Here is an 18,215-nt window from a genome sequence, read left to right as displayed (position 1 = left end):
AAAGACGCTAGTTTTGCCGGGGAGGAACAGATGAGGCTGTCGCGACGGACGATCCTGCTGGGGGCGGGCAGCTTGCCTTTCGCAGTTGCGAGCTTGCGGACCGGCGCGTTGGCCCAGACCACACCCGCCGCCGCGCCAAGCGAGGTGCCGCCGATCCTGTTTGTCCATGGCAATGGCGACTACGATGCGCTCTGGATGACCACGATGTGGCGGATGGAGTCCAACGGCATCGCCCGTGATCGCATGATGGCGATCAATTTCACCGATCCCAATGCGCGGAGCGACGACAAGGTCGAGCAAGCCAGCCGCTCCTCGACCGAGGACCAGCGCCGCGAGCTCGCTGCTGCCATCGCCGAACTGAAGCGCCGGACCGGTGCGGCGCGCGTGGCGTTGGTTGGCAGCTCGCGCGGCGGCTATGCGATCCGCAATGTCATCAAAAATGGCGGGGCCGGCGATGTCAGCCACGCCGTGCTGTGCGGCACACCCAATCACGGCGTGTTCGCGACGGATGACCAGCCGAACAACGAGTTCAACGGCCGCGGCAGTTTCCTGCGTGGCCTGAACGAGGGCGAGAGCGAGGTGACACCGGGCACGGCCTTCCTCACGCTTCGCAGCGACGGCATGGACAAATATGCACAAGCCGACGGCCGTTTCATCGGCAAGCCCGGTACGCCGACCGGCGTCACGGTCGAAGGGCCGGAGCTGACGGGCGCCACCAATCTCGTGCTCGGCGCGCTCGACCATCGCGAGGTGGCGTTCCATCCGCGTGCCTTCCGCGAGATCTACAAATTCATTGTCGGACGTGAGCCATCGCGCATCGCGATCGTTCCGGAGCAGAGCGTCAGGCTGAGTGGCCTCGTCACGGGCACGCCCGGCGGCGTCTCGACCAATCGCCCGGTTGCGGGTGCAACCGTCGAGATATTCCGCGTCGATCCTGATACCGGCGAGCGCAAGGGCGGTGCCGTGCATAACGCGAAGACCGGCGCCGATGGTCGCTGGGGGCCGGCGCAGGTCGATCCCGCCTGGTCGCTCGAATTTGCCCTCGCGTCGCCGGATGCGCCGACGACTCACATTTACCGCTCGCCCTTCCCGCGCTCGTCCGACGTCGTGCATTTGCGCGCCGCCCGCCCGCTCGGACCGGCCGACAAGGATGCCGGCGCCGTCGTGATCATGTCGCGGCCACGGGGTTATTTCGGCCTGCCGCGGGACGTCGTGCTGTTCGCCGGCAAGGAGCCTGATGACGTCAAGCCGGGCGTGCCCACGGATTCGGCAGCAACCTTGCGGCTTCCAATCGGCGAGGTCGGGCGTAACATCGTGGCCCAATTTGGCGAAGAACGAATTGTGGCACGCCTCTGGCCTGCCGCCGAGAACAGGATTGCGGTTGCCGAGCTGACTTATTAGCTATTTGCCTGCGTCCCATCTGCGGGAGAGAGCCATGAATATCGCCAGCGTGCGTCGGCCCATCATCCCTCCGACGCCGCCGCGTGCGCCCGACGACATGTCGTTCTTCGGCCGGATCGCGGTGATCAGGCAGAACATGATCGCAACCTGGGGGCAGCGTGCCTATGAGGAAGACGTCATCAAGGGCCGCTTCTTCCTCCGCAACAGTTTTATCCTGAACCGCCCGGATGCGATCCGGCATGTCCTGCTCAGCAATTACGAGAATTATTCGCGCACGCCGGCGGGCATCCGCATGTTGCGTCCCGTGCTTGGCGAAGGTCTTCTGATCGCGGAAGGCCATTCCTGGACGTTTCAGCGCCGCACGCTCGCGCCGGCCTTCACGCCGCGCGCGACCGCGAACCTCGTCCCGCACATGACGGCGGTGCTTGACGAGACGATTGCGAAGCTTGACACGCAGACCGGCGCGCCGGTCGATCTGCGCGAGATCATGCAGCGCATGACGCTGGAGATCGCCGGGCGCACGATGTTCTCGTTCGGCATGGATAGGCACGGGGCGACCTTGCGCAATTTCGTCATGGAGTATGGTGAGCGGCTGGGACGGCCGTATCTCCTCGACATGCTGCTGCCGGTGTCCTGGCCGACCCCGATGGATCGGGCTCGCGCCCGTTTCCGCAAGCGCTGGACCGAATTCGTGGCGACGCTGATCGCCGAGCGGCGCAAGATGGGCAAGAAGGACGGCGCGCCGCCGCGCGATCTGTTCGACCTCATGGACGAGGCGCGCGATCCTGAAACCGGCAAGGGCTTTTCCGACGAGCAGCTTGTCGACGAAGTCGCGACCATGATCCTTGCCGGTCATGAGACGACCGCGACCGCACTGTTCTGGGCGCTCTATCTGCTCGCGCTTGATCCCGACACGCAGGAGGAGGTGGCGTCCGAGACCCGCGGCGAACATCTCGACAGCATGGCGGACATCGATCGGCAGAAGTTCACCCGCGCGGTGATGGACGAGACCATGCGGCTCTATCCGCCCGCCTTCCTGGTCGCGCGCGCCGCGCGCGAGAAGGACAATGCGGCCGGAATAGAGATCGGCAAGGGCGACATCATCATGATCGCGCCATGGCTGCTGCACCGGCACGAGAAGCTGTGGGATCAGCCGAACGCGTTCATTCCAAAGCGATTCATGTCGAAAGAGGCACCCGACCGTTTCGCTTATTTGCCGTTCGGCGCGGGCCCGCGCGTCTGCGTCGGTGCGCCGTTCGCGCAAGCCGAATCCGTGCTGGCGCTGGCCCGGCTGATCGGCGCATTCCGTGTCGAGCTTGCCGACAGGGTTCCCGTGATCCCGCACGGTGTGGTCACGACCCAGCCGGACCGCTCACCCCTCTTCAGCATCACACGTCGGTGACAGACGTTCGTCTGGCCGATGGCGTGATCCAACACAGATAGAGTTACGCCATGAGCGACATCCAGGCCCAGTTTTCCGTTCTGAAGCAGACCGCCGATGCGAAAGTGGTCGACGAGATCACTCGCCTGATTGAGGACGGTGAAGATCACGAGCTCAACCGCGTCAATGTTCTCGACTTCGCCAAGCAGCATGGGGTGGACGAGGAGCATGCCATTTCCGCCTTCCTGCATGCGGCGCGACTCGGGCTGTTCGATCTCGGCTGGAACGTGCTGTGCCCGGGCTGCGGTGGCGTGCTTGGCGCCCACTCGACGCTGAAGGCGCTCAAGCCGGACGATTATCACTGCGCGCTCTGCGCCTGCGGCTACAAGGCCTCCGTCGACGATCAGGTCGAAGTCTCCTTCACCGTGAACCCGCGTGTGCGACGCATCGCGGCGCACGACCCCGACACGCTTCCGGTGTGGGAGTATTTCAAGCAGGTGTTCTGGAGCTCCGGCGTCGACTTCAACAAGGAATCGTTTGCGACCCTGGCCAACGAGGTGACGCTGGACACGATGGAGCTGCCGGCCGGCGAGAAGGCGACCATGTCGCTGCAACTGCCGAACGACTTCATCATCATCTTCGAGCCGGTGACGCACGCGGCCCATTTCATCGACGTCCAGGGCGAGCCGACCAAAGACCGCCAGCAGCTCGCCATCATGTACAACAGGGTGCAGGCGCCGACGGGGACCACGACCATGCGGCCGGGCCCGCTGCGGCTGTCGCTGGAGAACCAGGCCGGCGTGCGCGTGCTGCCGTCGGTGTTCATCGCGGCCGAGGCGCTTCACCACCTGATCGGCCAGCGCAAGCCGTTCCTCACCGCCAAGCGGATGCTGTCGAACCAGACCTTTCGCGATGTCTTCAAGGCAGACAATCTCAGCCTCGACCAGCGGCTCCAGATCACCTCGCTGACCTTCCTGTTCACCGATCTGAAGGGGTCGACGGCGCTCTACGAGCGGGTCGGTGATCTCGCCGCGTTCGATCTCGTGCGCGCGCATTTCCATGCGTTGCTCGAGATCATCTCGTCCGAGAAAGGCGCGGTGGTGAAGACCATCGGCGATGCCGTGATGGCGACTTTCATCCGTCCCGAGCACGCGATCGTCGCGGGCTTGCGGATGCGCTCGGCGATGGAGGAGCTCAACAAGAAGCGCGAGACAGCCGATCTCATCGTCAAGATCGGCATCCACGAAGGGCCGTGTCTTGCGGTGATGCTGAACGAGCGGCAGGATTATTTCGGCCAGACCGTCAACATCGCGGCCCGCGTGCAGAGTCTTTCGACCGCGCAGGAGATCCACATCACCGGTCCTGTGCTCGATGCGCCCGCTGTGGCGGAAGTGCTGAAGCAGCGCGAAATCAGGCCGATCCAGAAACAAGCCGCATTGCGCGGCATCGCCGACAAGATGGTGGTGTACGAGATTCCGTGACGGCTTCCCAAGTCCGCCACACTCTCCGTCATTGCGAGCGAAGCGAAGCAATCCAGAGTCTTTCCGCGGAGACAGTCTGGATTGCTTCGTCGCAAGAGCTCCTCGCAATGACGGCGTGGATGCGGATGCGCGTTACACTCTCCGCTGTCGTGCCTGGGCTTGTCCCGGGCACCACGTTCTTCGCGCCGTGCGTGGATGGTCGGGACAAGCCCGGCCATGACGCCTAACCACCGCCTCCAGATTGCCGAAACGTAATACGCGCGCGGAACTGACGCACGTTGCGCCGGTTGAGTTTCCCGCTCATATAATGCTGGTAACAGCCGCGCCCCCGCGGCGTCATCGATCTCGGTAGGATCCTATGCTCGACGGCCTGCGCCAATTCATCGCCGACATTGTTGCTCCCCATGCCGGGGATCGTGCATTCGGCGATAGCGATTACCGGCTGGCGGCGACCGCGTTGTTGGTCCACGTGATCTCGCTGGACGGTGAGCCGACCGCGGCCGAGCAACGCAAGCTGCACAGCCTGATCGAAAGCCATTTCGGGCTCGATCGCGGCACCGCCGATCGCTTGATCGCGGATGCGACCCAGGTCGAGGGCGATGCGGTCGATCTCTACCATTTCACCAGCGTCATCATGCGCTCGCTCGACGAAGCGGGGCGCAAACGCATCGTCCAGATGATGTGGGAGCTGGTCTATGCCGATGGCCAGGTCTCCGAGTTCGAGGACAATGTCGTCTGGCGCGCCTCCGACCTGCTCGGGATTGCCCAGCGCGACCGGATCGACCTGAAGCATGCGGTCGCGGACCGTGCTGGCGGTCAGGTCAAGGACAGCGCCATCGGCGGCTGAGCTGCTCTGAGATGGCCAATTGCCGGTTGTACCGGCCACATGACGAAACTTTAATGTAAGTCCCGGCCGGCTGGTTTTCGAATTCGCCCGTAAATCCAGGGGCTTCCTGCTCTCCCTGTCGCGCGCTCAGGCCGCCATGCCGCCAGCGCCGCTTGCCTGTCGCGCACGGCCTATGCTCTCGTTCCGCCATTGCGGGGCCAAAAAACTTCAATTCAAGAGACTGCTATCGTGACTGAGCGGGTAACGTTGATCACCGGTGCGTCGGCGGGCATCGGCACGGAGCTGGCGCGTGTGTTCGCCGCCAACGGGCATCGTCTCGCGCTGACGGCGCGGCGGGCGGATCGTCTTGAGGCGCTCGCGAACGAGCTCGCCGCCAAGGGCGGCAAGAAGCCGATCGTGATCGCTTGCGATCTCCAGGAGCTAGATGCCGGCGACAAGATCGCCGCCGCACTCGCGGCCGAAGGCGTCGAGCTCGACAATCTCGTCAACAATGCCGGCTTCGGTGTGTTCGGCGACGCCATCGAGCGCGACCGCTGCGAGCAAGTCGGCATCGTGGATGTCAACGTCCGGGCTCTGACCGATCTGTCGCTGCGCTTTGCCGATCAGCTCATCAGGAACAAGGGCGGCCTTCTCAATGTCGGATCGGTCGCCGGCTTTCTGCCCGGCCCCGGCATGGCCGTCTACTACGCCTCCAAGGCCTATGTGATCTCCTTCACCGAAGCGTTGCGGGCGGAGCTCGCGCCGCGCGGTGTTCGCGTCACCGTCCTTTGCCCGGGCCCCGTGCCCACCGAATTCCAGGCGCGGGCCCGCGTTGGATCCGGGCACGATACGGCCATTCTCAACGTCTCTGCCGCCGACGTTGCACGAGAGGGCTATCGCGGCCTGATGGCCAACAAACGGGCAGTGCTGCCCGGCCTCGGCATCAAGATTGTGCCGTTCGCGCTGCGTTTCTTCCCGCGCGGCTTCATCCTGTCCGCCACCAGCCGATTCCAGCGGCAGCGGCAGTAAAGAACGATCGAAGCCTCCGTAGTGGCCCGGAGCTTGCTTCTATATCGGCGCGTGTGTGCGCAAACTCACGCGATGTTAACCAGCGCTTAGCTACGCTGGCGGCTTGAACCGATAGCACTCGCAGAGGCCATGTCGTTTCGGACGAACAGGTTTGGTGGCGCAGAAGTGGTGCCCTTCCCCAGAAGGACGCCGAGCGCCCCCGCCTCCGAAACCCGGTTGCCGGTTCTGATCGTCCTGCATCAGGAATCCTCGACGCCCGGCCGCGTCGGCAATGCACTGCGCGCGCTCGGCCATCGTCTCGACATCCGCCGTCCCCGCTTCGGTGATCCCCTGCCCGAGACGCTCGACCGGCACGCCGGTGCCGTGGTCTTCGGCGGCCCGATGAGCGCCAATGATTCCGACGACTACATCCGCCGCGAGATCGACTGGATCGAAATTCCGCTCCGCGAACAGCGGCCGTTCCTCGGCATCTGCCTGGGGGCGCAGATGCTCGCGATGCAGCTCGGCGCGCGTGTCGCGCCGCATGCGCAGGCGCTGACCCAGATCGGCTACTACCCGATTCGCCCGACCGCTGCGGGACACGCGCTCTGCCCGGATTGGCCGGCGCAGGTCTATCACTGGCATCGCGAGGGATTTGAGCTGCCGCGAGGTGCTGAATTGCTTGCGGAAGGCGATGACTTTCCGAACCAGGCGTTCCGCACGGGCAATGCTTTCGGCCTGCAATTTCACCCTGATGTGACCTACGCGATGATGCATTGCTGGACCACGCGCGGCTATGACGGCCTCAGCGCGCCCGGCGCGCGCGAGCGGCATCATCATTTTGCGGATCGCGCCGTCTACGATGCGGCGGAACGCGCTTGGCTTGATCATTTCATCGACGGCTGGCTGGCGCACCGGCCGGTGCTGGCGCAAGCCGCCGAGTAATCGCGCCTTCGCGCAGGTCCTTTGGCGCAGATCCTTGGCGCAAGTCCTTGCCTCATCCCTGAATATGCTAGGCTCGCTGCCAACGAGCGCGCGCGAACGCGTGCCGGCAAACAAAGGGAGAGCGCTGTGGCCTATGAACACATTCTCTATGACGTCAGCGACAAGGTCGCGACCATCACGCTCAATCGCCCGGATCGCATGAATGCGTGGACGCCGATCATGGAGCGCGATGTGCGCCACGCGATGGAAGCATCGAGCAACGATGACAATGTCCGCGTCATCGTGCTCACAGGCGCCGGCCGCGCCTTCTGCGCCGGTGCCGATATGGATGCGCTGAAAGGACTCGATCCCAACGACGTCAGGCGCGCATCGCATTTGCCGCCCTTCGACATGAACCGCCGCCCGGACTGGCAGACGCGCTACGGCTTCTATCCGTCGATTGGAAAGCCCGTGATCGCGATGCTCAACGGGGCGACCGCCGGCATCGGCCTCGTCCACGCACTCTATTGCGACCTGCGCTTTGCCGCCGACAACACCGTCTTCACGACAGCTTTCGCGCGGCGCGGCCTGATCGCCGAACATGGCATGTCCTGGATGCTGCCGCATATCGTCGGTCATGCCAATGCGATGGATCTCTTGCTCTCGGCCCGGCGCGTGTCGAGCGAGGAGGCGTTGCGGATCGGATTGGTCAATCGGCTCTGTTCGCCCGAGAAACTGCGCGAGGAGACCTATGCCTATGCGCGCGACCTCGCGGACATGGTTTCTCCGAGCGCGATGGCCGTGATCAAGCGGCAGCTTTACGAGGTTCCGTTCCAGACGCTGGCCGAGGCGACGATCGAGGCCAACCGGGAGATGATGGTGGCGTTGAACGGGAGTGATTTCCGGGAGGGGGTTGCGAGCTTCATGGAGAAGCGGCCGCCAAGGTTTACGGGGAGGTAGGGGCTGAGGGAGAGAAAAGAAGTCCGCCGTCGCCCTTCGGGCTATGGCAGGACAGCCTTCGCTACGCGAAGGCTGGTGGAGCCAGGCGGGATCGAACCGCCGACCTCGTCATTGCGAACGACGCGCTCTCCCAGCTGAGCTATGGCCCCTTTGCTGGCCGCTCTGGTAAACGCGGCCGACAACCGGGCGCCATTTAAGTCCCCGGAAAGGTCAAGTCAAGGACGGCTGTAACCCGGTTTTAGCCATCCGGGCACGGACTTCACTTGTTTGGGTCGGGGGGAACCGATATCTAGCAAAGGCGTCAATCCCGGCCGCCGCCAGAGTCTTCAAAAGCCAGAGTCTTAAAAAATCATGCGTGCCGTTCTCGACATCGTCATCATCGTGCTCGATCTCTACGTCTGGCTGCTGATCGCCTCCGCGATCCTGTCCTGGCTGATCGCCTTCAATGTGGTGAACACCCGCAACCAGTTCGTGTCTGCGGTGGCGGAGTTCCTGTACCGGATCACCGAGCCGGTGCTGGCGCCGATTCGCAATTTCCTGCCCAGCCTCGGCGGCCTCGACATCTCGCCGATCATCCTGATCCTGCTCATCATGTTCATCGAGCGGGTGATCCTGTATTACATCTACCCCAACGTGATCTAAGCGGGCGGGAGCGCCTTGGTCGCCAAAGAACCCTGGCGCTATGCGGCCTCTGGCATCAGCATCGCGCTGCGGGTGACGCCGCGCGGCGGCCGCGACGACATCGACGGGATCGAGCAATTGGCCGACGGCCGCAGCGTGCTCAAAGTGCGGGTGCGCGCCATTGCCGATGGCGGCGAGGCCAACAAGGCCGTTCTGGTGCTGTTGGCGAAATCGCTGGGCGTGCCCAAGGCGAGTGTAAAGCTACTATCCGGTGCCACCTCGCGGCTGAAGCAGATCGCGGTCGACGGCGATCCGGTGCGGCTCGGCGAAACCCTGCGCCGGCTCGCATCAGCCAAATCGACAGACGCCAAATCGATAGACTGAGGGAACTGACATGACCGCCAAAATCATCGATGGAAAAGTCATCGCAGCGGAACTCCGCGCCCGCGTCGCCGACGAGGTCGCCCGGGTCAAGCGCGAGCACAATCTGGTGCCGGGCCTTGCGGTCGTCCTGGTCGGCAACGATCCGGCCAGCGAGGTCTATGTCCGCTCAAAACACACCCAGACGCAGGCGGCCGGCATGGCCTCGTTCGAGCACAAGCTACCGGCCGACGTCTCGCAAGCGGATCTCCTGGCGGTCGTCGCCAAGCTGAACCGTGATCCCGCCGTGCACGGCATTCTGGTGCAGCTGCCGCTGCCGAAGGGGCTGAACACGGAGGCCGTCATCAATGCCATCGATCCGGCCAAGGATGTCGATGGCCTGCACCCGAACAATGCCGGCCGGCTCGCTGGCGGTTTCGAGGCGCTGTCGCCCTGCACGCCGCTCGGCTCCATCATCCTGACCAAGAGCGTGCATGCCTCGCTCGAAGGCATGAACGCCATCGTCATCGGCCGCTCCAATCTGGTGGGCCGTCCGCTGGTGCAGCTGCTGCTGAACGAGAACGCAACGGTGACCATCGCGCATTCCCGCTCGCGCGACTTGCCCGGGCTCGTGAAGCGCGCCGACCTCGTCTACGCCGCGGTCGGCAAGCCTGAGATGGTGCGTGGGGACTGGCTGAAGCCGGGCGCGACCGTGATCGACATCGGCATCAATCGTATCCCCAAAGAGGATGGCAAGACGCGTCTCGTCGGCGACGTCGCCTATCAGGAAGCGCTTGAAGTGGCGGGCGCCATCACGCCGGTGCCGGGCGGCGTCGGCCAAATGACGGTAGCCTGCCTGCTGGTGAATACGCTGCGTGCGGCGTGCGCGATCGCAGGGCTGCCGAAGCCGGCGGTGTAGTGAGCTCGCGTGCCCCGGACGCAGCGCAGCGTGAAACGGTGCGCTGCTGAGCCGGGGCCCAATGGGCGGCGTGGGTCCCGGCTCTGCGGCGCACCACTTCGTGATGCACCGCGTCCGGGCCGAAGAGCTCAGCCCTTCTTTTTCTTCTCGCGCTCGATGCCTTCGAGGATCAGCTTCTGCGCGTCATCCGGGCCGCCCCAGCGCAAAATCTTCACCCACTTGCCCGGCTCGAGATCCTTGTAGTGCTCGAAGAAGTGCTGGATCTGCTGCAGCGTGATGTCGGGCAGGTCGGAATAGGACTTCACTTTGTCGTAGCGCTGGGTGAGCTTCGACGAGGGCACGGCAAGAATCTTCTCGTCGCCGCCGGCTTCGTCTTCCATGAACAGCACGCCGACCGGGCGCACGCTCATGACGGCGCCGGGGATGATGGCGCGGGTGTTGATGATCAGCACGTCGCAGGGATCGCCGTCATCGGACAGCGTGTGCGGGATGAAGCCGTAGTTACCGGGGTAACGCATCGGCGTGTACAGGAAGCGATCCACCACCAGCGTGCCGGCTTCCTTGTCCATCTCGTATTTGATCGGCTCGCCGCCCACGGGGACTTCGATGATGACGTTAACGTCGTGGGGGACGTTTTTTCCGATCGAGACCGCATCGATACGCATTCAAGGCTCCGTTGTTGCCGAGGTTAAATCGCGCCCGGCAGCGATTTTGGCGCTGTCATACGCGGGCTTGGCCCGCCAATCCATCGCGTTTTTGTGAAATAATGAATCCAGCGATCACCGGCTGAGGAGGCGACGGTATCGACGGAAGGGAAGCGCTGCCGGTTAAGGTTTCAGCAGCTCAATTGGTCCAAGCGAAGGCAACCTTGTCGAGCGACTTCGGCCCGAAACGCTCGGAGGAGCGCGCCACCATGCGGCCACCCAGGGCGCGGTAGAACTCGGTGGCGGGATCGTTGTCCGAAAGGGCCCACACCACCATGCTCTTCAAGCCGCTCTGCATCAGGTCGCGGCGGGCGGCTGTGAACAGGCGACGGCCGAAGCCGAGACCCTGAAACTCGGGGCGCAGATAGAGCTCGTAGATCTCACCGTCGAAATGCAGGCTGCGGGCGCGGTTGCGACCATAATTGGCGTAGCCCGCGATCTTGTCGCCGAACACCAGCACGCTGACGCGGCTGCCCTTGCGGATCGCACTGTCCCACCACTGCGGACCGCGGCGGTTGATCAGCTTCTCCAGCTCGCCGCCGGGAATGATACCCTGATAGGCGGAGCGCCAGGCTTCGTCATGGGTGGACGCCACCGCAGTTGCATCTGCGGCTTTGGCCGGCCGGACCTCGATCAGGGTTGTGCTCATGGACGCGATCAAACCAAGTCGCCGCGCCGGCGGCAAGACCTATCGTTAATTATCGGTTAACCTGTGGACTTTCTGCATCAGTATTTTACCCATGTTGTACCGAAAAAAGACAAGACGCCATTTCGAATGGCACCGGCCTGCCACGCGTCGGTGCAAAACTGCCTTTCGGCAACCAATGAACCGCGATGGCAACGCAGAAAGTCCGCCGATAATGATTCGTTCCGACTAGTTTGGTCGTCACTCTCCGTGTTCGCCTTCGGCAATTCATGCGGCTCTTCAACACCCTTTTCAGCACCCTTGCGCTCCTGCCTCTGCTGTCCCTGCTGACCGCGCCGCCTCTGTGTGCGCAGGTCACGTTCGGTGCATCGGGCGAGGAAGGCGAGCCGTTTCGCCGGCAGCAATGGCGCGTGCCGTCGCCGGATACCGATATTGCCGCGCATGCGCTGCTGTTTCGCCCCGCAGGCGCAGGTCCGTTCCGGCTTGCAGTCATCGCGCATGCCTCGACGCAGAACGTATTGCGTCGCGCGCAAATGCCGCAGCCGGAATACCGCGCGCTTGCTGCTTTCCTGGTCACGCGCGGTTTCGCCGTGCTGGTGCCGGAACGGCTCGGCCATGGCGCGACCGGCGGCCGCTATCTCGAAGACCAAGGTGGATGTGACGAAGCGGATTACGCGCGCTCGGGCCGTGTGACCGCCGAAGAAATTTCGCTGGCGCTCGAATTTTTGCAAAAGCAGGATTTCATCCGCAAGGATGCCACGGTCGTGATCGGCCATTCCGCCGGTGGCTGGGGCGCGCTTGCACTTGCGAGTGGAAATCCGAAGATGATCTCGGCGATCACAGTGTTCGCACCGGGGCGCGGTGGCCACGCCAATGACGAGCCGAACCGGATCTGCGCGCCGCAGACGCTTCTTGCCGCGGCGGCCGGATTCGGCAAAGCCGCGCGCATTCCTGTCACATGGCTCGTTGCCGCCAATGATACTTACTTTGCGCCGAAGTTTTCGCAGTCGCTGGCGGATGCGTTTCGCGGCAGCGGCGGCAAGGTCGACTTCCACACGTTGCCGGCTGTCGGCAGCGAAGGGCACTGGATGATCGAGACTGAAACGGGTGTCAAAGCCGCCAGCAGCGAGCTCGATCGCGTGCTGAAACCGGTGGCGGTGAAGAAGCCATGACGCTGTATTTCCTGGTCAAATATCTGCATGTGCTCGGCGCCATCGTCATCCTCGGCACCGGAACCGGCATCGCCTTCTTCATGCTGATGGCGCATCGCACGAACGACGCGGCGTTCATCGCGCGCACAGCATCGGTGGTGGTGACCGCGGATGCGATCTTCACGTTCTCGGCCGTGATCTTCCAGCCGGTCACGGGCGGCCTGCTGATGATGCTCTCGGCGACGTCGATCATGGAACGCTGGATCCTTACCTCGCTGGCGCTCTACGTCATCGCAGGCTTGTTCTGGATCCCCGTCGTCTTCATGCAGATCGAGATGCGCGATCTCGCGCGCAAGGCGGCCGAGCAACGCATCGCGCTGCCGGAGCGCTACTTCGTGCTATTCCGCCGCTGGTTCGCGTTCGGCTTCCCCGGCTTCGGCGCGACCATGCTGATCCTCTGGCTGATGATCGCAAAACCGTTCTGAGGAATACGATGGGTCAGCGAACCATTTTGGTGCTTGGCGCCTCTGGCCTGATCGGCCGCTTCGTCACCGACGATCTTCGTGCACGCGGATTTCAAGTTGTCGGCGTGGCGCGCAGCCTGTCGCCTGCGCAGTCAATGAATGCACTGGACATCGAGCTGCCGATCCTCTCGCTCGATGCGGTCGCGCTGATGCATCTTCTCAACAAGCACGCCGTGGACATCGTCGTAAATTGCCTCGGCGTGCTCCAGGATGGCCCCGGCAGCGACACCAATGCCGTGCATCGCGATTTCGTCGCGCGCCTGCTTCAGGCGATCGGCGATAGCGGCCGCGCGATCCGGCTGGTGCACATCTCGATCCCCGGAGCCGCGGACGCGGACCGCACTGCCTTCTCGACGACCAAGCGCGAGGCCGAGCGCTTGATTGCGGCCTCCGGGGTCCCCCACGCCATCCTGCGGCCCGGCTTCGTGGTTGCGCCATCAGCGTATGGCGGCAGCGCCATGCTCCGCGCGCTCGCCGCCTTCCCGCTCGATCTGCCGGACAAGGAGATGGCGACGCCGTTCCAGCCCGTCGCAATCGAGGACGTCGCCGACACCATCGCCCGGCTCGCCGCGCGCGACGCCGACGATGTATCTGTGAAAGCCGTGACGTGGGACCTGATGCAGGCCGAGCCGGTTACGATGGCCGGCGTCATCAAGCAGTTCCGCCTTGCATTCGGCACCGATGGCTGGCCGCGTCTTGCGATGCCGTCCTTCATACTCGATCTCGGTGCGAAAATCGGCGATCTCGCCAACACGCTCGGCTGGATGCCGCCCATGCGTACCACCGCCATCGCCGAGCTGCGTCGTGGCGTGACCGGCGACCCCACCGCGTGGATCGCCGCCACGGGCATCGCGCCGAAGGCGCTCGCGGAGACGATTGGTCGACATCCCGCCACCATCCAGGACAAATGGTTCGCGCGCCTCTTCCTGATCAAGGCGCTGATTGTCGCCAGCCTGGTCGCATTCTGGCTCGTCTCCGGCTTCATCGCGCTGTTCATCTCCTATCGCGCCGCTGCCGGCATTTTGATGGCGCACAATTTTCCAGCCGCGCTGGTCGACCCCGTCACCATCGGCACCAGCCTGATGGATATGTCCATCGGCGTGCTGATCGCCTTCCGCCGCACCGCGGCGATAGGGCTGATTGCGGGTATTTTCGCTTCGCTCGGCTATATGTTCGGCGCGGCAATCCTGACGCCCGATCTCTGGATCGAGCCGTTAGGGGCGCTGGTGAAGACCGGGCCGGCGATCGTGCTAATGCTCGTCGCGCTGCTGATGTTGGACAATCGCTGATGGGAAAATGGCCTGACGACGACGTGATCCTGTTCGACGGCGTCTGCATCTTCTGCTCGCGCTGGGTCCGCTTCGTCGCGCAGCGCGACACGGCGAAACGATTTCGCTTCACGCCGATCCAGTCGGATTATGGGGCGAAGCTAGCACGCACATTCGGTATCGACCCGGATGATCCCGACACCAATGCCGTGGTCCATGGCGGCGAGGTATTCATGAAATCAGACGCTGCGCTGACGGTGCTGTCGCTTTTGCCGGGATGGGGCGGGGTGCGGGTGCTGTTCGCCGTGCCAAAACCGCTGCGGGACCCCGTCTACAGCCTTATCGCTCGCAACCGCTATCGCATCTTCGGAAAGTATGATGCGTGCTTCGCGCCGGATGCCGATCTGCGGGCCCGCGTGATAGAGTAACTCGTCATTGCGAGCGTAGCGAAGCAATCCAGAATCTTTCCGCGGTGGCAGTCTGGATTGCTTCGCTGCGCTCGCAATGACGGAGCGTGCCGTTATGACTTGCCTAGAGCAGCCAGCACTTCCTTCGCCGCCCGCTCCCCACTGTCCCGCGCGCCATGCGCCGTCGTGAAAAATTCCGGCGATGTCGCCTCTCCCGCGAAAAACAGCCGCCGATCGACCGGGGCAGCCAACACCGCGCGATCCCCGGCGTGGCCGGGCAGTGCATGCGAATACGATCCCCGCGCAAACGGATCATGCGCCCAACGCGATTCGCAGAGCGGCTTCAGCTTGCCGCGGATGTCGTTGCCGAGAAAACTCGCGATCTCGTCGATGCTGTGCGCGGCGATGGCGCCTTCGCCGGCGTTTTCCAGCTCGCGGGCAAAACTGCCGCCGAAAAAACCTTCGATGCAGGGCTGGCCGAACGGGCGGATGTGATAGGTGCCCATCTCGGTGCGCATGGTGGCGCCGCGCAGATTGCCTTCCCTCGGAAAGGCCTCGGCATCGCCAAGCGCCAGCGTCACCTTGTCGTCGACGCCGAGCGGCAGGCCGGCTGCGGCACCGACCTTCGCCGGGAGCGGCGGCGAGAAACGGATGGCTTCGTCCGCGATCAGATTGGTCGGCACGGTGACGATCACCTTGACGGCGGTCAGCGTGCCCCGCGACGTCTCGATGCGGACGCGCTGGCCGGAATGATCGATCAGCGTGACATTGCAGTTCAGCGCGACCGGGCAGGGCGCGCCATAGGCGGCGATCAGCGCGCCATAGCCGCGGCGGACGCGCCAGTTGAGCTCGCTGTCCTCATAGGCGTTCCAGTCCAGCGTGGACATGTCCTTCAGTTCGCAGCCGTTGATGTAGGTCGAGATCGCGTCGATCATCGGATTCCAGCGATTGCCGGGCTCCAGGCTCAGGCTCGCTGGCTCGTCCTTGCCTCTTTGCGCGGCCTGCCAGAGCCGCTCGTAGAACGCGTCCATCGCGCGCATGAAGTCGTCGCGCTCGCTTTGCGGAAAGGCGTTGCCGAAGGCGCGCTCGCGCCAGGGCGGCAGGTCTTTGTTGATCTCGAAATCGAGTTTTCGCGCGATTGGAACGAACGAATTCTTGTCGGCCGAATGCAGCCAGCCGCAGCCGACGTCGAAGGTGACTTCAGGTGAGGCCTGCACGGTCCAGGCGCGACCACCGAGCCGGTCGCGGGCCTCCAGCACGATCACGGCGAGGCCGGAGCCCGCCAGCGCATGTGCGGCACCGAGGCCGGCGGCACCGGCGCCGATGATCGCGACGTCCACGAAGGAGGGCAGGGAGGTCATGGGCGGGCTCTAGCACGTCTCTGATACGCGCTAAAGGCACCACAAATTGGGTGTCATCACCCGCGAAAGCGGGTGATCCAGTATTCCAGAGGCAGTCTACGGCCGAGAGAGCGCGGCGTACTGGATGCCCCGGTCAAGCCGGGGCATGACAGTGAGTGAGAGGCGGCGGCTTACGCCACCGCTTCCTTGGCCTTTTCCGCGCGCTTGCGCTCGTTCGGGTCGAGGTGCTTCTTGCGCAAGCGGATCGACTTCGGGGTGATCTCCACCAGCTCGTCGTCCTCGATATAGGCCAGCGCCTTTTCCAGCGTCATGCGGATCGGCGGGGTCAGGCGCACGGCCTCGTCCTTCGAGGTGGTGCGGATGTTGGTGAGCTGCTTGCCCTTGAGAACGTTGATCTCGAGATCGTTGTCGCGGGTATGCTCGCCGACGATCATGCCCTTGTAGACCTTCCAGCCGGGCTCGATCATCATCGGGCCGCGGTCTTCCAGCTTGAACATGGCATAGGCCACCGACTCGCCCTGGTCGTTCGAGATCAGCACGCCGTTGCGACGGCCCTGGATCGGGCCCTTGTACGGCAGGTAGTCGTGGAACAGGCGATTCATGATCGCCGTGCCCTTGGTATCGGTCATCAGCTCGCCCTGGTAGCCGATCAGGCCGCGGGTCGGCGCGTAGAACACCAGACGCAGGCGGTTGCCGCCGGACGGCTTCATCTCGATCAGCTCGGACTTGCGCTCGCTCATCTTCTGCACGACGACGCCGGAATGCTCCTCGTCGACGTCGATCACGACCTCCTCGATCGGCTCCAGGGTCTGGCCGGTGGCTTCGTCTTTCTGGAACACGACGCGCGGACGCGACACGGAGAGCTCAAAGCCCTCGCGGCGCATGGTCTCGATCAGGATCGCGAGCTGCAATTCGCCGCGGCCGGACACTTCCATCGCGTCCTTGTCCTGGGCTTCGACCACGCGCAGCGCGACGTTGCCCTCGGCCTCGCGCAGCAGGCGGTCACGGATCAGCCGGCTGGTGACCTTGTCGCCTTCGGTGCCGGCGAGCGGCGAGTTGTTGACGATGAACGACATCGACACGGTCGGCGGATCGATCGGCTGGGCCTGGATCGGGGTCTCGACCGTGGGATCGCAGAAGGTGTCGGCCACGGTGCCCTTGGGCAGGCCGGCGATGGCGACGATGTCGCCGGCTTCCGCGATTTCGACCGGCTGACGCTCGAGGCCGCGGAAGGCCAGAATCTTGGAGATCCGGCCGGTTTCCACCAGCTTGCCGTCACGCGACAGCACCTTCACGGCCTGGTTCGGCTTCACGGTGCCGGACGCGATGCGTCCGGTGATGATGCGGCCGAGATAGGGGTTGGCTTCGAGAATGGTGCCGAGCAGCCGGAACGGGCCTTCCTCGACCACCGGCGGCGCCACGTGCTTGATGACGAGGTCGAACAGCGGCTTCATGCCGACGTCGTGGGAGGCGTCGGGCGAGTCGGCCATCCAGCCGTTCTTGCCCGACCCGTAGAGGATCGGGAAATCGAGCTGCTCGTCGGTGGCGTCGAGCGCCGCGAACAGGTCGAACACCTCGTTGACGACTTCGGAGATGCGCGCGTCCGGGCGGTCGACCTTGTTGATGGCGACGATAGGCTTCAGGCCGAGCTTGAGCGCCTTGCCGACCACGAATTTGGTCTGCGGCATCGGGCCTTCAGCGGCGTCGACCAGCACGATCACGCCGTCGACCATCGACAGGATGCGCTCGACCTCGCCGCCGAAATCGGCGTGGCCGGGGGTGTCGACGATGTTGATCTGGGTGTCTTTCCATTGCACCGAGGTGCATTTGGCCAGAATGGTGATGCCGCGCTCGCGTTCCAGATCGTTGGAATCCATGGCGCGCTCAACCTGGCGCTGGTTGTCGCGATAGGTGCCGGATTGCTGTAGCAGCTTGTCGACAAGCGTCGTCTTGCCGTGGTCGACGTGGGCGATAATGGCGATGTTGCGGAGGTTCATGAGTGAGCTTCTTTGCGGTCGGACAATGGGTTAAGCGCGATCTCGCCGGTCAAGCCGGGACCTCTTCACGGACAACGCTGAAACGTGGAAAACGGGGCCTATTACGCCCAAAAGGGCCGCTCGGCTAGATCAACCGGGCACCCTGTGCGTTTGCAGCGCAATATAGGCAAAAACCGCCAAAAAACAATGCGTTCTTTGGGCGTTGGTTGATTGAATTTTGTCCGGGAATCTCCGGGGGTTAGGGGCAATCGAGCGCAAAATCGGCCCTTGTTCGGC

The 18,215-nt window shown here is 63.9% G+C and carries 18 protein-coding genes and 1 tRNA gene; 14 read left to right on the top strand and 5 right to left on the bottom strand.

Translation table 11 applies throughout. The features are described from left to right. The first annotated feature begins 30 nt into the window (after window positions 1–30). From B5V03_RS10970 to B5V03_RS10940, 7 genes are all read left to right on the top strand, one after another. Window positions 31–1,401, top strand: a complete 1,371-nt coding sequence (locus B5V03_RS10970) for a hydrolase (protein ID WP_129270020.1) — start codon at window positions 31–33, stop codon at window positions 1,399–1,401. A gap of 34 nt (window positions 1,402–1,435) precedes the next feature. After that, window positions 1,436–2,803, top strand: a complete 1,368-nt coding sequence (locus B5V03_RS10965; protein ID WP_129270018.1) for a cytochrome P450 — start codon at window positions 1,436–1,438, stop codon at window positions 2,801–2,803. A 50-nt stretch (window positions 2,804–2,853) separates the two neighbouring features. Beyond that, entirely contained in the window at window positions 2,854–4,263 is a 1,410-nt protein-coding gene (locus B5V03_RS10960) for an adenylate/guanylate cyclase domain-containing protein (protein WP_129270016.1), read from the top strand. 358 nt (window positions 4,264–4,621) lie between these two features. After that, complete coding sequence (locus tag B5V03_RS10955; RefSeq protein ID WP_129270014.1) at window positions 4,622–5,110, top strand: TerB family tellurite resistance protein; 489 nt, start codon at window positions 4,622–4,624, stop codon at window positions 5,108–5,110. A 228-nt stretch (window positions 5,111–5,338) separates the two neighbouring features. Next, a complete protein-coding gene (locus B5V03_RS10950) occupies window positions 5,339–6,118 on the top strand; it encodes an SDR family NAD(P)-dependent oxidoreductase (RefSeq protein ID WP_129270012.1) in 780 nt (259 codons plus the stop codon). A gap of 129 nt (window positions 6,119–6,247) precedes the next feature. Further along, window positions 6,248–7,042 carry a glutamine amidotransferase gene (locus tag B5V03_RS10945; RefSeq protein WP_129270010.1) on the top strand — a complete coding sequence of 265 codons (795 nt, stop codon included), beginning with the start codon at window positions 6,248–6,250 and terminating at the stop codon, window positions 7,040–7,042. 126 nt (window positions 7,043–7,168) lie between these two features. Further along, window positions 7,169–7,981, top strand: a complete 813-nt coding sequence (locus B5V03_RS10940; RefSeq protein ID WP_129270008.1) for an enoyl-CoA hydratase — start codon at window positions 7,169–7,171, stop codon at window positions 7,979–7,981. Between the two features lie 73 nt (window positions 7,982–8,054). On the opposite strand, the gene B5V03_RS10935 is transcribed toward B5V03_RS10940, so the two are convergent. After that, a tRNA-Ala gene (locus B5V03_RS10935) sits at window positions 8,055–8,130 on the bottom strand. Between the two features lie 202 nt (window positions 8,131–8,332). On the opposite strand from B5V03_RS10935, the gene B5V03_RS10930 reads away from it, so the two are divergent. Genes B5V03_RS10930 through folD form a run of 3 tightly spaced genes read left to right on the top strand, consistent with a single transcriptional unit; the run spans window position 8,333 to window position 9,881 of the window. Beyond that, window positions 8,333–8,623: a YggT family protein gene (locus tag B5V03_RS10930; RefSeq protein ID WP_007598721.1), complete on the top strand. Its 291-nt coding sequence runs from the start codon at window positions 8,333–8,335 to the stop codon at window positions 8,621–8,623. 15 nt (window positions 8,624–8,638) lie between these two features. After that, a complete protein-coding gene (locus B5V03_RS10925; RefSeq protein WP_129270006.1) occupies window positions 8,639–8,986 on the top strand; it encodes a DUF167 domain-containing protein in 348 nt (115 codons plus the stop codon). Window positions 8,987–8,996: 10 nt separating this feature from the next. Then, entirely contained in the window at window positions 8,997–9,881 is an 885-nt protein-coding gene (folD, locus tag B5V03_RS10920) for a bifunctional methylenetetrahydrofolate dehydrogenase/methenyltetrahydrofolate cyclohydrolase FolD (protein WP_129270004.1), read from the top strand. A gap of 128 nt (window positions 9,882–10,009) precedes the next feature. Here folD and ppa read toward each other — a convergent pair whose 3' ends face one another. Together ppa and B5V03_RS10910 are read right to left on the bottom strand one after the other, a co-directional pair. Further along, window positions 10,010–10,546: an inorganic diphosphatase gene (gene ppa, locus B5V03_RS10915; protein WP_129270002.1), complete on the bottom strand. Its 537-nt coding sequence runs from the start codon at window positions 10,544–10,546 to the stop codon at window positions 10,010–10,012. Window positions 10,547–10,724: 178 nt separating this feature from the next. Beyond that, window positions 10,725–11,234, bottom strand: a complete 510-nt coding sequence (locus B5V03_RS10910; protein WP_014490714.1) for a GNAT family N-acetyltransferase — start codon at window positions 11,232–11,234, stop codon at window positions 10,725–10,727. Between the two features lie 266 nt (window positions 11,235–11,500). Here B5V03_RS10910 and B5V03_RS10905 point away from each other — a divergent pair, with 266 nt between their 5' ends. The 4 genes from B5V03_RS10905 to B5V03_RS10890 are packed head-to-tail and all read left to right on the top strand — an operon-like array spanning window position 11,501 to window position 14,602. Then, window positions 11,501–12,403: a dienelactone hydrolase family protein gene (locus B5V03_RS10905; RefSeq protein WP_129270000.1), complete on the top strand. Its 903-nt coding sequence runs from the start codon at window positions 11,501–11,503 to the stop codon at window positions 12,401–12,403. Then, window positions 12,400–12,867 carry a DUF2269 family protein gene (locus B5V03_RS10900; RefSeq protein ID WP_129269998.1) on the top strand — a complete coding sequence of 156 codons (468 nt, stop codon included), beginning with the start codon at window positions 12,400–12,402 and terminating at the stop codon, window positions 12,865–12,867. The genes B5V03_RS10905 and B5V03_RS10900 overlap by 4 nt, the downstream gene beginning before the upstream one ends. Before the next feature lie 8 nt (window positions 12,868–12,875). After that, complete coding sequence (locus tag B5V03_RS10895) at window positions 12,876–14,195, top strand: SDR family oxidoreductase (protein WP_129269996.1); 1,320 nt, start codon at window positions 12,876–12,878, stop codon at window positions 14,193–14,195. Further along, window positions 14,195–14,602 carry a thiol-disulfide oxidoreductase DCC family protein gene (locus tag B5V03_RS10890; RefSeq protein WP_129269995.1) on the top strand — a complete coding sequence of 136 codons (408 nt, stop codon included), beginning with the start codon at window positions 14,195–14,197 and terminating at the stop codon, window positions 14,600–14,602. Before B5V03_RS10895 ends, B5V03_RS10890 begins: the two co-directional genes overlap by 1 nt. 92 nt (window positions 14,603–14,694) lie before the next feature. On the opposite strand, the gene B5V03_RS10885 is transcribed toward B5V03_RS10890, so the two are convergent. Then, window positions 14,695–15,942 (bottom strand): flavin monoamine oxidase family protein, encoded by a 1,248-nt coding sequence (locus B5V03_RS10885; RefSeq protein ID WP_129269993.1) that lies wholly within the window; start codon window positions 15,940–15,942, stop codon window positions 14,695–14,697. A 170-nt stretch (window positions 15,943–16,112) separates the two neighbouring features. Next, window positions 16,113–17,939, bottom strand: coding sequence for a translational GTPase TypA (gene typA, locus B5V03_RS10880; protein ID WP_129269991.1), 1,827 nt, complete (start codon window positions 17,937–17,939; stop codon window positions 16,113–16,115). Between the last annotated feature and the right edge of the window lie 276 nt (window positions 17,940–18,215).

The organism is Bradyrhizobium betae, from assembly GCF_004123905.1.
In the GTDB taxonomy this organism is placed as follows: domain Bacteria; phylum Pseudomonadota; class Alphaproteobacteria; order Rhizobiales; family Xanthobacteraceae; genus Bradyrhizobium; species Bradyrhizobium betae_A.
The sequence above is the reverse complement of the archived record's forward strand: the minus strand, read 5'-3'. Positions and strand labels throughout refer to the sequence as shown.

Coding starts and splice junctions, on each gene's coding strand:
- B5V03_RS10970 (WP_129270020.1), top strand. CDS start 31: ATGAGGCTGTCGCGACGGACGATCCTGCTGGGGGCGGGCAGCTTGCCT.
- B5V03_RS10965 (WP_129270018.1), top strand. CDS start 1,436: ATGAATATCGCCAGCGTGCGTCGGCCCATCATCCCTCCGACGCCGCCG.
- B5V03_RS10960 (WP_129270016.1), top strand. CDS start 2,854: ATGAGCGACATCCAGGCCCAGTTTTCCGTTCTGAAGCAGACCGCCGAT.
- B5V03_RS10955 (WP_129270014.1), top strand. CDS start 4,622: ATGCTCGACGGCCTGCGCCAATTCATCGCCGACATTGTTGCTCCCCAT.
- B5V03_RS10945 (WP_129270010.1), top strand. CDS start 6,248: ATGTCGTTTCGGACGAACAGGTTTGGTGGCGCAGAAGTGGTGCCCTTC.
- B5V03_RS10930 (WP_007598721.1), top strand. CDS start 8,333: ATGCGTGCCGTTCTCGACATCGTCATCATCGTGCTCGATCTCTACGTC.
- folD (WP_129270004.1), top strand. CDS start 8,997: ATGACCGCCAAAATCATCGATGGAAAAGTCATCGCAGCGGAACTCCGC.
- ppa (WP_129270002.1), bottom strand. CDS start 10,546: ATGCGTATCGATGCGGTCTCGATCGGAAAAAACGTCCCCCACGACGTT.
- B5V03_RS10910 (WP_014490714.1), bottom strand. CDS start 11,234: ATGAGCACAACCCTGATCGAGGTCCGGCCGGCCAAAGCCGCAGATGCA.
- B5V03_RS10905 (WP_129270000.1), top strand. CDS start 11,501: ATGCGGCTCTTCAACACCCTTTTCAGCACCCTTGCGCTCCTGCCTCTG.
- B5V03_RS10900 (WP_129269998.1), top strand. CDS start 12,400: ATGACGCTGTATTTCCTGGTCAAATATCTGCATGTGCTCGGCGCCATC.
- B5V03_RS10895 (WP_129269996.1), top strand. CDS start 12,876: ATGGGTCAGCGAACCATTTTGGTGCTTGGCGCCTCTGGCCTGATCGGC.
- B5V03_RS10890 (WP_129269995.1), top strand. CDS start 14,195: ATGGGAAAATGGCCTGACGACGACGTGATCCTGTTCGACGGCGTCTGC.
- B5V03_RS10885 (WP_129269993.1), bottom strand. CDS start 15,942: ATGACCTCCCTGCCCTCCTTCGTGGACGTCGCGATCATCGGCGCCGGT.
- typA (WP_129269991.1), bottom strand. CDS start 17,939: ATGAACCTCCGCAACATCGCCATTATCGCCCACGTCGACCACGGCAAG.